The organism is Streptomyces torulosus (assembly GCF_001419765.1).
In the GTDB taxonomy this organism is placed as follows: Bacteria; Actinomycetota; Actinomycetes; order Streptomycetales; family Streptomycetaceae; genus Streptomyces; species Streptomyces torulosus.
Genome location: NZ_LIRK01000018.1, coordinates 33,946 through 45,716, shown reverse-complemented (window position 1 = coordinate 45,716; position 11,771 = coordinate 33,946). Strand labels below are relative to the sequence as shown.

General features: G+C 72.5%; 10 protein-coding genes and 1 pseudogene. 5 read left to right on the top strand and 6 right to left on the bottom strand.

The window, feature by feature from the left end:
- Window positions 1-322: 322 nt before the first annotated feature.
- A complete protein-coding gene (locus tag AOK23_RS02090; protein WP_055711032.1) occupies window positions 323-1,183 on the top strand; it encodes a class I SAM-dependent methyltransferase in 861 nt (286 codons plus the stop codon).
- A gap of 118 nt (window positions 1,184-1,301) precedes the next feature.
- On the opposite strand, the gene AOK23_RS02085 is transcribed toward AOK23_RS02090, so the two are convergent.
- Entirely contained in the window at window positions 1,302-1,664 is a 363-nt protein-coding gene (locus AOK23_RS02085; protein WP_055711028.1) for an STAS domain-containing protein, read from the bottom strand.
- A 212-nt stretch (window positions 1,665-1,876) separates the two neighbouring features.
- Between AOK23_RS02085 and AOK23_RS02080 the strand changes: the two genes are divergently transcribed.
- The 4 genes and pseudogenes from AOK23_RS02080 (at window position 1,877) to AOK23_RS02065 (ending at window position 4,927) form a co-directional block, all read left to right on the top strand.
- Window positions 1,877-2,323 (top strand): ATP-binding protein, encoded by a 447-nt coding sequence (locus tag AOK23_RS02080; protein WP_055711027.1) that lies wholly within the window; start codon window positions 1,877-1,879, stop codon window positions 2,321-2,323.
- A gap of 118 nt (window positions 2,324-2,441) precedes the next feature.
- The gene (locus tag AOK23_RS02075; protein WP_055711026.1) at window positions 2,442-3,677 is read left to right on the top strand and encodes a PP2C family protein-serine/threonine phosphatase; all 1,236 of its coding nucleotides are present in this window, start codon (window positions 2,442-2,444) and stop codon (window positions 3,675-3,677) included.
- Window positions 3,659-3,931, top strand: a pseudogene (locus AOK23_RS02070) (FMN-binding glutamate synthase family protein); the annotation flags it as partial. The gene AOK23_RS02075 and the pseudogene AOK23_RS02070, both read left to right, overlap by 19 nt.
- 153 nt (window positions 3,932-4,084) lie before the next feature.
- The gene (locus tag AOK23_RS02065; RefSeq protein WP_055711024.1) at window positions 4,085-4,927 is read left to right on the top strand and encodes an RNA polymerase sigma factor SigF; all 843 of its coding nucleotides are present in this window, start codon (window positions 4,085-4,087) and stop codon (window positions 4,925-4,927) included.
- A 63-nt stretch (window positions 4,928-4,990) separates the two neighbouring features.
- Here AOK23_RS02065 and AOK23_RS02060 read toward each other — a convergent pair whose 3' ends face one another.
- From AOK23_RS02060 to AOK23_RS02040, 5 genes are all read right to left on the bottom strand, one after another.
- Window positions 4,991-6,964 carry an APC family permease gene (locus AOK23_RS02060; protein ID WP_055711023.1) on the bottom strand — a complete coding sequence of 658 codons (1,974 nt, stop codon included), beginning with the start codon at window positions 6,962-6,964 and terminating at the stop codon, window positions 4,991-4,993.
- Window positions 6,965-7,296: 332 nt separating this feature from the next.
- Window positions 7,297-9,186: an ABC transporter ATP-binding protein gene (locus tag AOK23_RS02055; RefSeq protein ID WP_055711022.1), complete on the bottom strand. Its 1,890-nt coding sequence runs from the start codon at window positions 9,184-9,186 to the stop codon at window positions 7,297-7,299.
- Entirely contained in the window at window positions 9,183-9,620 is a 438-nt protein-coding gene (locus AOK23_RS02050) for a lasso peptide biosynthesis B2 protein (RefSeq protein ID WP_055711021.1), read from the bottom strand. The genes AOK23_RS02055 and AOK23_RS02050 overlap by 4 nt, the downstream gene beginning before the upstream one ends.
- Window positions 9,617-9,871, bottom strand: coding sequence for a lasso peptide biosynthesis PqqD family chaperone (locus tag AOK23_RS02045; RefSeq protein ID WP_055711020.1), 255 nt, complete (start codon window positions 9,869-9,871; stop codon window positions 9,617-9,619). Before AOK23_RS02045 ends, AOK23_RS02050 begins: the two co-directional genes overlap by 4 nt.
- Before the next feature lie 28 nt (window positions 9,872-9,899).
- Window positions 9,900-11,750, bottom strand: a complete 1,851-nt coding sequence (locus AOK23_RS02040) for a lasso peptide isopeptide bond-forming cyclase (RefSeq protein ID WP_055711019.1) — start codon at window positions 11,748-11,750, stop codon at window positions 9,900-9,902.
- Window positions 11,751-11,771: the final 21 nt, after the last annotated feature.

Genomic DNA, 11,771 nt, shown 5'->3' with positions numbered 1-11,771 from the left:
GGCGCGCGACGCCCGACACGGCACCTCGCGGCGTTGTCGGATGACGCGGGTACATCCGGTACGCTGGTCATGCTGCGGCTTGCGAGGCACCGCACCTGACGCCGCGGGGTTTTCGGCGAAGCTTTCCGGTCACAGCACTAGACGCCGGCCCGCACGCCGGACAAACGATTTCCGCGCTGTGCGGGTCGGTACCGTCCAGGTCCGATCGGCTCAGGCGCGGGCGCGCCTCGGCCGTGCACGTCGCCGTCCGGGGAGGATCGGTGCACCGGCGGCCTCGGTGCGGCCGCACGTCCTCACCTCCCGTGCGAAGGGGCCCGGCACCATGGAACCCATCGACGACCCCCCGTCGGGCGCCGGCCGCTACGGCGAGGCCGTCTTCTCTCCGGGGCGGGCGGGCGAGGGCGAGCGCATCGATTTCGGCGCGCTGGCCTACGACGACATCACCCTGGCGCGGCTCCGGGCGCTCGGCGTCGGCCCCGGCTGGCGCTGCCTGGACGTCGGCGCCGGCACGGGCACGGTGTCCCGGCGGCTCCTGGAGGAGGCCGGGGTGACGAGCGTGCTCGCCGTGGACCGCGACGTCCGTTTCCTCGGCGCCCGTACCGTCCCGGGACTCGACGTGCGAGAAGCCGACATCACCGCCCCCGACTTCGTGTCCGGCCGGTTCCGGCTCGTCCACGCGCGCTTCGTGCTGATGCATCTGCCCGAGCGCGACCGCCTGATCACGGCGTTGGCCGACCTCGTCGAACCCGGCGGCGTGCTGGTCCTCAGCGACGCGGTCGACCTGACCGGCGGCCGGACGCCCGACACCCCGTACAGCCGGGTGATGCGGGCGATGTGGCAGGGGCTGCGGGCCACCATCGGGACCGATGTCTCCTGGGTGCCGTCGTACCCGCACCTGCTGCGGGCGGCGCGGCTCGGGTCCGTGGCCGCCGAGATCCATGTGCCGCCCCTGCTTCCGGGCAGCCCCATCAGCCGTTTCTGGGCGGACACGTGGGAGCGGAGCAGAGCCGCGATGCTCGCCACAGGCCTCGTCGACGACACGGCCGTCGACGAGGCGGTCCGCTACCTGGGCTCCGAGGAATGCGCCGCCCTCTCGGCCGGCATGCTGACCGCCTGGGGCTGGAAGCCCGAGGACGGCCGGGGGTCGGAGAACGGACGGGGGCCCGGGGGAGGCTCGCGGTAGCGAGCGCCTTTCCCCTGGGCATCCAGGGGCACACCCCCGTGGGGCAGACCGTCGTCGTCCCGACGCGCGCTCGCCGGCCGCCCGGCCGCCTGAGCCGCCCGCTGCCCCGGCCCGCGGCTCAGGCCGCGAGGGCCTCCTCGACGGTGGGGTGACAGGCGATGACCTGGTCCAGGGCGACCAGGTGCAGGAGTCGCCGCACCGGATCCCGGGCGCCGGCGATGCGCAGCCAGCCCTGCGCGTCGCTCATCTCGTGGTGGGCGGCGACGAGGACGTTGACGCCGCTGGAGTCCATGAACGTCACCTCGCTGAGGTCGACCACGGTCCGCGCGCCCGCGTCCCCGTCGGGCAGCAGGGCTTCGGTGAACCGCTCCCTGACCGTATGGTCGATCTCGCCGCGCAGCGTCACCACCCGGACGCCGTCGACGGAGGTGAGACCGATCGACAGCCGGCCGGGACGGGCTGCTCCATGGGTGTCTGTCACCGCTCGTGTCCTCGACTGCTCTGGCGGGTGGCTGCTCGGGTTCCGACAGGATGTACTTCGGCACCCTGCCACGATGGTACGGCGAACAGGTGTTCAATGCCTGGGTCGATCTCAGGGAGCATGTGAGTCATGGTGCGGGGTACGCGCAGGCAGGTGAACGGGGGATCAAAGTGGACCCGGCGGAATCAGTTCCTGACGGCGAGGGCGGTGTGATGCCCGATGTCGCTCCGATCCAGGACACCGTCGCCCTGGACGGCGACGGGTCCTGCATCGCCCAGGCGCGGCACAGCGCTGCCGACTTCCTCACCCGTGTCCAGGTCGAGCACGGCGTGCCGGTGTCCGCCCGCGCTATGGAACTGACCCAGCTGGTGGTCAGTGAACTCGTCACCAACGCGCGCAAATACGCCCCCGGCCCGGTGCTGATGGAGCTGCGTGTCTCCGGCGCGATGGTCGAGGTGGCCGTGTGGGACAGCGATCCCGTCCTCCCGGTGGCCCGGGCCGCCGACCCGGGCCGGGTCGGGCAGCACGGCCTGGAGATCGTCATGGCCGTCGCGCACGGCTTCGAGGCGCGGCGCGAACCGGTCGGCAAGCGCATCACCGTCCGCATCGCCCTGCCCGACGACCCCGCCGCGGACGTCACCGGCCGTCACGCTCCGTAGGTGAAAATCGGGGCGAATCCGGCGTCGCGTCGGGTCCTCTGACCGCGTGCCGTGTCGCACATCGGGTGAGGTCGCGGAAACTCGGGGAAAAAGTTGCGGCAACCGACAGGAGGTTGTCGTGGAGCGTGGAGATCTGGAACTGGGCGAGTTGCTGGCCGCCGCGGAGGCGGCCCCGCCCGGGGAGTCCGTCGACGTGGTGGCTCGCGATCTGCAGAAGCGGTTCGGAGCGGAGCGGGTCTCCTTCCTGTTCGCCGACCTCATCGGTCGGCGGCTGGTACGCCTCGCCGCGCCCGGCGGTGACATCACGGACCACCCCGAGCCGATCGCCCTGCACGGCAGCGTCTACGACGGCGTGCTCCGCGACCAGCGCCAACACGTGGAGCCGGACGGGCAGGACGGACTCCGCGTCGTCACGCCGGTCACCAACCGCGGCGACTGCATCGGCCTGCTGGAGGTGACCCTCCAGTCCGCCGACGACACCGCGCTGGGCCAGGTCCGCGACGCGGCCCACGCGCTCGCCTACATCATCGTCACGGACCGCCGCTTCACCGATCTCTACCACCTGGGCCGGCGCACCACCGAGACCAGCCTCGCCGCCGAGATCCAGCACCAGCTGCTCCCCTCGGCGCCCTGCTGCGAGGCCGACCAGTTCACCCTCGCCGCCGGGCTGGTCCCGGCCGACGACATCGGCGGCGACACCTACGACTACACCCTCGACCGCGACACCCTGCACCTGTCCATCACCGACGCCATGGGCCACGACACGGACTCCGCCCTGCTGGCCACCCTGCTGATCGGCGCGCTCCGGCGGGCGCGTCGCGGCGGCTGCGACGCCGTCAAGCAGGCCGAACAGGCCCACCAGGCACTGCTGCGCCACAACTGCGGCCTGGCCACAGGCCAGTTGCTCTGCGTCGACCTCGACACGGGTGTCTGCGAACTGGTCAACGCAGGCCACCCCTGGCCCCTGCGGCTGCGCGACGGCACCGTCGAGGAGGTCCCACTCGCCGTGAACCTGCCGTTCGGCGTCGCCGCGCCCATCCCCTACCGCGCCCAGGAGCTGCGCCTGCGCCCGAAGGACCGGCTGATCCTGCTCACCGACGGCATGCAGGACCGCGGCGCCGCGTCCGTCGACCTGTTCGCGCTCCTCCACGAGACCCGCGCCCTGCACCCGAGAGAAGTCGTACGCCGACTGACCGGCGCGGTCCTCGACGCCTGCCGGGGCAACCTCGCGGACGACGCCACCGTCCTGGTGCTCGACTGGCACGGCAACCGCCGCCGGCCCTCGCCCGGGACGGCCACTTCCCGCCCGGCCGCGCGCATGGCCGCCGACGACCGGGCAACGCCCTCGACGTGACCGACAAGACGGCGCGCGTCCGGCGCTACCAGGAGGCCACCGTGTCCGGCGCCCTGCAGATCATGGCGGCCATGGGCGTCACCGACCCGTGTCAGCTGCGCCCGCACATGCTCCGCCGACGCGTCGACGCCTGCACCGACCGGTCCTACGCGGAGCTGTACGAGTGGCTCGCGCCGGGCCAGCTGCTGGCCGAGCCGCCCGCCTCGTGGGCGGCCGACTGGCGGGCCGCGGACCCGGACCGCTTCACCGTCTGAACTGGACGGCCTACCGTCCCGCGCATTCCCCGTCCGCACCGGGCCGAGAAAAAAATCCCGAGGTCGGAGGAATGCGCATCGGGGGCCGGGGTATGCGCGTGCTTGCCGGACGAAAGGCCGGCGAGTACGAGGCGGATCGACTGGGAGGGGCGGATGATGGCGACGGCCGTACAGACCACTGGACGGACGGCGGGCGTTCCGGAGATCGCGGACCCTTCCAAGGTCGCGCCGAAGGACGCGCGAGAGCTGTCGAAGCTCTTCTTCGACCAGCTGGCGGTACTGGAGGAGGGCACCCCCGAGTACCAGTACGCCAGGAACACGCTGATCGAGATGAACATGTCCCTCGTCCGCTACGCGGCCGGACGTTTCCGCAGCCGTGGGCCGGAGGAGATGGAGGACATCGTCCAGGTCGGCATGATCGGCCTCATCAAGGCGATCGACCGGTTCGAGCTGTCCCGCGAGGTCGAGTTCACCTCCTTCGCCGTCCCCTACATCGTCGGTGAGATCAAGCGGTTCTTCCGTGACACCTCCTGGGCCGTGCATGTGCCCCGCAGGCTCCAGGAGGCCCGTGCGCAGCTCGCCCGCGCCAACGAGGAGCTGCAGAGCCGCCTCGGCCGGACCCCGACGACGAAGGAGCTCTCCGAGCTGATGAGCCTGCCGGAGGACGAGGTCGTGGAGGCCCAGCTGGCCGCCAACGGCTACAAGTCGGCCTCCCTGGACGCGGCGATCACCGGCAGCGAGGACGGTGAGTCCGCGCTGGCCGACTTCATCGGGGACGAGGACGCCGCGTTCGGTCTGATCGAGGACTTCCACGCCCTCGCCCCGATGATCGCGGAACTCGACGAACGCCATCGCAAGATCATCCACTGGCGGTTCGTGGAGGAACTCACCCAGGCCGAGATCGGCGAGCGCCTCGGCATCTCCCAGATGCAGGTCTCCCGACTCATCTCCCGCCTCCTGGCCCGCCTGCGCGAAGGCATGCTCACCGGCGCCTGACGCCTGAGCCTGACATCAGGGGCGGTCGCGCCGACGCGGCCGCCCCCTGCGCGTGGACCGGTGTCAGCCCACGTGGACGCGGGGGCGCCGGGCCCGGTCCGGTTCCGCCTCGCGGAGGACCTCGCGCGTGACCGGGGCGACCTCGCCCTGGCCGAAGAGGAAGAACCGGAGGAGGTTGGCGAAGGGGGTGCCCTCCGTCCACTCGAAGTAGATGTGGGGGATGCCCCCGGTCGTGTCACGGACGTGCAGGAGCAGCGCGGCCAGGGCGTTCGGGACCGAGGAGGACTCCAGCGTCAGCACCCGGTAACGGTCGTGCAGCACCTCGCCCCGGACGGTGAGGCCCGCCTCGAACTCCGAGGGGTCCGCCACCGTGACCTCCACGAAGACGACGTCCTCGGCCAGGGGGACGTCGTTGTCGTGACGGATCTGCTCGATCTTCTCCCGGTACTCGGTGCTGTCCCGGCTGTCGGGCTCGTTGGCGACGAAGCGGATCCTGCGGTGGGCGATGTCCCGTACGAAGCGTTCCGCCACGTCGTCCAGCTCCACGCTCGTCACGCGCAGTTCGAAGGCACGGGCCAGCCGGGACAGGAGGGAGATGAGGACGATGCCCGCGATGAAGCAGGCGCCGATCTTCACACCGTCGGGGCGTTCGACGACGTTCAACACGGTGGTGTAGAGGAAGACGACCGAGATGATCGCGAAGGCGATCGTCCAGTTGCGCTGGCCCGCCTTGCGGGCCGCGATGGTCACCGCGATCGCCGCGGAGGAGATGAGGACCAGGACGCCGGTCGCGTACGCGCCGCCCTGCGCGTCCACGTCCGCGTCGAAGATCCAGGTGACCAGGAAGCCGACCAGGGTGAAGACGATCACCATGGGACGGACGGCACGGGCCCAGTGCGGGGCCATGCCGTAGCGGGGGAGGTAGCGCGGCATCAGGTTGAGCAGGCCCGCCATGGCGGAGGCGCCCGCGAACCACAGGATGGCGATGGTGGAGATGTCGTAGACCGTGCCGAAGATGTTGCCCAGATAGTCGTGCGCGAGATAGGCCAGCGCCCGCCCGTTGGCGCTGCCGCCCGGCTCGAACTCCTTCTCCGGGATGAGGAGGGTGGTGATGAAGCTCGTGCAGATCAGGAAGACGCTCATGATCACGGCGGCGGCCGTCAGCAGCCGCTTGGTGTCCCGGATCCGTCCCTTCGGGTTCGCCTCCGTGTCGCCCGGGTCGCCCTGCACATGCGGCATGACCGCCACGCCGGTCTCGAAGCCGGAGAGGCCGAGCGCGAGCTTCGGGAAGACGATCAGCGCCACACCGATCATGACGAAGACGTTGCCGTGTTCGGCGGTGAGGGCGGTCGACCAGTCCGTGACGACATGGCCCTCGGTCACGACGTGCCACAGACCGGTCACCACGACCACGGCGTTCAGCACCAGATAGACCGCCACCAGTGCCACCGCGACGCCGATGGCCTCCAGGAAGCCCTTGAGGAACACCGCGCCGAGCAGGGCGATGAGCACGAGCGTGATCAGGACCTGCTTGTCGTGCAGGGCGTCGGCCAGGTGGGGGTTCTCGACCAGGTGTGTCGAGGCGTCCGCCGCCGACAGCGTGATCGTGATGAGGAAGTCGGTCGCCGCGAACCCCAGCAGGGTCAGGACGAACAGCTTGCCCTTCCAGAAGGTCAGCAGACGTTCCAGCATGGAGATGGAGCCCTCGCCGTGGGGGCTCTCTTCGGCCACCCGCCGGTACACGGGGAGCGCCCCGGCCAGGGTGACGATCACCAGGACGACGGTCGCCACGGGGGAGAGCAGTCCGGCCGCCAGCGCCGCGATGCCGGGCTGGTAGCCGAGCGTGGAGAAGTAGTCGACGCCGGTCAGGCACATCACCCGCCACCAGGGCTGACCCCGGTGCGTGGACCCGGATCCGGGCCCCGGCTCAGGCTCTGGGTGCGGTGCGGTGTGGTCGCCGCCCTTGCCCATGTCGGACAGGCCCTCCAGCATCCACGCGCGCAGGCGGGTGGAACGGGTGGCCTCCGTGGCAGCCATGAAGGAACTCCAGACGTGCGGTGATACGAACAGTTCCGGCCATCGGAAGACCGCCGCATCAGCGTAAGCAGGGAGTGATTCCAAGGCCATGGCAAAGGGGGTCGGGCGGCGTCAAGACCGCGTTAAGGAGTGCGCCGGACGAGCGGACCGGGTGCCGCGAGAGGGGGAGGGGGCGAGGGACGGGTGCCCACGAGGGGGACGCCATGCCGTGCCCTACCGGTCGGGGACGCCCCGCCGTACCCCGCCGGTTGCCGCCGGTGACCGCGCATCGGCCACCGGGGCGGATCACCAGGCGCACGCCCCCGCGGCTCCCCGGCGGCCTCCCGGCGGCTTCAGCGTGGGGTCCGCCTGCGGTCGACGCCCTCGGGGGCCGTGCCCGGCCGGAGCATCTGGCTCGCGGCCAGCTCGCGGTAGAGGGGACTGCCGGCCAGCAGCTCCTCGTGGCGTCCGCCGTCGGCCGTACGGCCCTCGTGCAGGAGGACGATGTGGTCGGCGTGCTGCACGGTGGACAGGCGGTGCGCGATGACCAGCAGGGCGCACTCCTGGGCGACGTCCTTCATGACGGTGGTGAGCGCCGATTCGTTGATCGCGTCCAGATGGGACGTGGGCTCGTCCAGCAGGAGCAGTGCGGGGCGGGCGAGCAGCGCGCGGGCGATGGCGACGCGCTGGCGTTCGCCCCCGGAGAGGGTGCTGCCGCGTTCGCCGACGACGGCGGCCAGACCGCCGGGCAGCCGGTCGACGACCTCCTCCAGCCGGGCCAGTTCGACGACCCGCCGGATCTCCGCCGCCGTCGCGTCGGGCACGGCGTAGGCGATGTTGTCGCGCAGGGTGCCGTGGACGACGTGGGCGTTCTGGTCGACGACGGCGATGCGGCGGCGGCAGGCGTCACGGCTGAGCCGGGAGGCGGGTACCCCGTCGAACAGCACCTGGCCAGTGTCCGGCTCGTAGAACCTCGCCACCAGGGAGAACACCGTGCTCTTGCCGGCTCCTGACCGCCCCACCAGGGCGACGTGCTGCCGGGGCGCGACGGCGAACGAGACACCGCGCAGCACCGGCCGGTCGGGCGCGTAGCCGAAGTGGACGTCGCGCAGGGCGAGGGCCGGCTCGGGCGCCGGAACCGCGGGCCGTGAGGTGGCCGGGGCCGCCGGGAAAGGGACCTCGGCCATCCGCCGTCCGGCGGGAGCGGTGGCGTCCCGCGTCCCCGGTCCGGTGGGCTCCACGGGCAGCCGTAGCGCCTGGTCGATGCGCTGGTACGCGCCCATGCCGCGCTGGATGAGGCCCGCCGCGTGGAAGACGGACGACAGCGGCAGAGCGAGGTAGGAGGCGTACAGCAGGAACGCCACGAGGTCGCCGAGGGACCCGGCGTGGCCGTTGACGCGCAGACCGCCGACGACCAGGACGATGAGGAAGGAGCCCTTGACGGCGAGTTCGACGGCGGGGCTCATGACCGACGCGAGCTTCGCGGTGCGCACCCCGGCCCCGTAGGCCGCCTCGACGCGGGCGCCGATGCCCGCCGCCTCGCGCTCCTCGGCGCAGTGCGCGCGGACCATCGGCAGGGCGCCGAGGGCGCGTTCGAGGTCGGCGGCGACGGCGCCGACCGACTCCTGCATGTGCTCGGACGCGCGCCGGATACCGGTGAGGAGCGAGGCCACGACCAGGGCCGCCGCGGTGACGGTGACGGCGACCAGGAGGAGCAGCAGCGGGTCGAGCCATGCCATGAGGACGATCGCGCCCGCGGCGACGAGGCTTCCCGTGACCAGGTCGACGAGGGCCTGCGACACGACCTCGCGGAGCAGCGTCGTGTCGGAGGTGACGCGGGAGATGAGGTCGCCGCGCCGATGCCGGTCGTACTCCCTCATCTCCAGCCGCAGCAGCCGCCCCACGAGTCCGTGCCGGAGCTGCCGTACGACGCCTTCGCCCATCCGTTCCAGCAGAAAGCGCCCCACCGCTCCCGTCGCCGCCTCGGTGGCGAACAGCGCGGCGAGGAGCGCCAGCAGCGGCCAGATGATCTGCCCGCGTCCGCTCGCGTCCACGACCTGCTTGGCGACGAGCGGCTGGGCCAGGCCCAGGGCGGAGCCCACGAGCGTCAGGACGGTGGCGACGGCGACGGCGTTGCGGTGCCCGGCGGTGAGCCGGTACATCGTGGCCACCGCCGCCCGCGTGGACCTGCCCCCCTCTGCGGCCGGGGCCCGGCCGCCGTCCGTGACCGTCGCGCCTGTCATCGGTCCGTCGGACGAGGCGAGGGCGCGACGGCCACCAGCCGGGCGAAGTACCCCTCGGGCACCCCCTCGCCGACGGGACGGCCCTCCGCCTCGATCCAGGCGTGGGCGGTGAACGGAGGCACGACCCGTACACCGGTGCACCAGGTCGGCCAGGTCCCGCCGAGCCGGCACAGCAGTGCCGCCCCCAGGGAGCGGGGCAGGCACCCCTTGGGTCCGGCGCAGTACAGGCTGGCGGCGCACATGGCGTCGCGCGCGTTCAGGGCCTGCCGGGCGGTGGCCGGTGCGGCACCGCGCCGCAGGACGCCGAGGACGGAGCGGATGTGCCGGGGCGGCAGCAGGGCGAGGGCGACGGCGGGGAGCAGGACGAGGCGGGCGGCCAGCCGTCGCACCACGGGCACACCGGTGGGCCGTTCCAGCGCGCTGGGCGTCGTCATGAGGCCAGCCCCGAGCCGCGCAGCTGCCGTACGAGCGCCTCGACGTCGCGCAGGGCGTGCGTCTCGTCGATGTCGAACTCCCGGACCAGGGCGGCGACCGCGTCCGCCTCCTCACCGCCGTCCAGCAGCGTCCGTACCACCAGGGTGGCGGTCGGGTTCAACTCCCAGTAGGTGCCGGCCCGTTCGTCCAGCAGTACCGTGCCGTAGTCGGTCTCGGCCGTGGAGACGTCGGCGCCGAACCGCAGGGGCATATGAGGACCTTTCTGACGTGGGGGAGGGTCAGGAGCGGGGGGCGTGGGCGCGGCCGCGGGAGAGTCCGCGCAGCCACACCTCGGCCGCGATGGTGGAGTAGAGGATGGCGTCGGACAGCCCAGGGGAGGCGGGCCGCCGGGCGAGACGGCGGAGCGCGGCCCCGTCCACCAGGCCCAGCTCCGCGAGCCGCGACTCCTCCCACAGGGTGAGCAGGTCGGCGCGGTGTTCGCGAAGCCCGTTGGAGGCGTCCATGGAGGCGGTGGCCTTGGTGGTGCGCCGCAGGCAGCCCTCGGGCACGATGCCGCGCATCGCGGCGCCCAGGACGGGCTTGTACCGCCAGGGCGTGACCCGCTCGCTCGGGCGGACCGCGAGGCACGCCTCGATGACGCGGTCGTCGAGGAACGGGGACGCCATCGGCAGACCGGCGCGGGCCGCCATCCGGTCCCACTGCCGGATGACACGGGCGCACGACCGGATCTGCTCCAGGTCGCTGTGCATGCCGCGGTCCGGGTGCAGCGGTGCGGCCGTCGCCGCCGTCCGGAGCAGTGCCCGGCGCGCCATCCGTTCGGCCTCGGGGGTCACCCAGTCGAAGAGACGGGGGGCCATGCCCCAGCCGAGCCCCGTCGCCACGGACGAGGGCAACGGATCACGCAGTCGCCCGGCGGCGTCGCGAAGCCAGTCCCGGTACGGCCGGGAGTCGGCGAGCGCGCGGGCCGTGCCGCCGAGCGGCCACTGCCACAGCGCCCGGAATCCGCGCAGCTGCCGTACGGCGAACAGCGGGCGGGTGCGCAGCATCCGGTGGTAGTACGCCTCGGAGCACCAGGCCACGTGGTCGCCGCCGATGCCGGTCAGATGCAGCCGACTGCCGCGCGCGGCGAGGCCGGGCAGATGGTGCAGGACCCGCGAGCGGTCCATGACACCGATGGTCGGTTCGTCGAGCAGGTCGTCGATGTCGAGGAGGTCCTCGTAGACCAGCGGTGACGCGTCGGCGTCCCACACCACGTGCTCGACGTCCGGGAGGTGCCCCATCGCCTGCTCGGCCCAGTACAGGTCGGTGTCCGCCGGATCGCGTCCCGGCCAGGTACTGGCCACCAAGCGGGCGGGGGAACGGTCGGCGAGGAAGCAGACGGACGTCGAGTCCAGGCCGCCGGACAGGTCGCAGCTGACCGTGCCGCCCTGCCGGGTACGGGCGTCGACGGCCTCCCGCAGCGCCTCGCGGATCAGTGGCGCCGCGTGGGCGAGCGGCCGGACCGGCTCCGGCGGCGACCACCAGCGGGTGTGCCGCACGGTGCGCCCGTCCGCGGCGACGACCACGGCGTCCTCCGGAGGGACGGCGGTCACCGCACGCCACAGGGACGTCTCGAACAGCGGATACGGGGCGGGCCAGAGCAGCCGTACGGCCAACTCCTCGACGTCCGGGTCGAGGTGCAGGGCGTCGGCGAGCGTGTCGGCACGGGTGGCGGCCACGCGTACGCCGTCGATCTCGGCGTGGAAGGCGAGCCGGAGCCCGGACGCTGTGCCCTGGACCCTGATCCGTCCGTCGAGGGCGGCGACGAGATGGAAACTGCCGGGCAGGGACCGGGCCAGCGCGTCCAGCTCCGCGAGGTCACGTAACGCGGCGGCGCGGCGCCGCAGTTCGTCGGCGTCGACGGGACAGCAGCCGACCACGGCGAGGGCGGTGGTGCCGGCGCTCGCCGTGACGACCTCGCCGTCGTGCCATCGGCCGACCAGCCAGGGCCGGCCTGAGGCGTGCGTGAGGGTCCGGCTTCCGGGGTGGGCGAAGGAGCGGGCCACGGCGGCCGCGTCCGCACGGTCGGTGAAGACCGCGAAGTGCGCGTCGCCGGGGCCCGTCCCCGCACTTTCGTGCAGCTCAGTCATGACGTCGGGTCAAGGACCGTC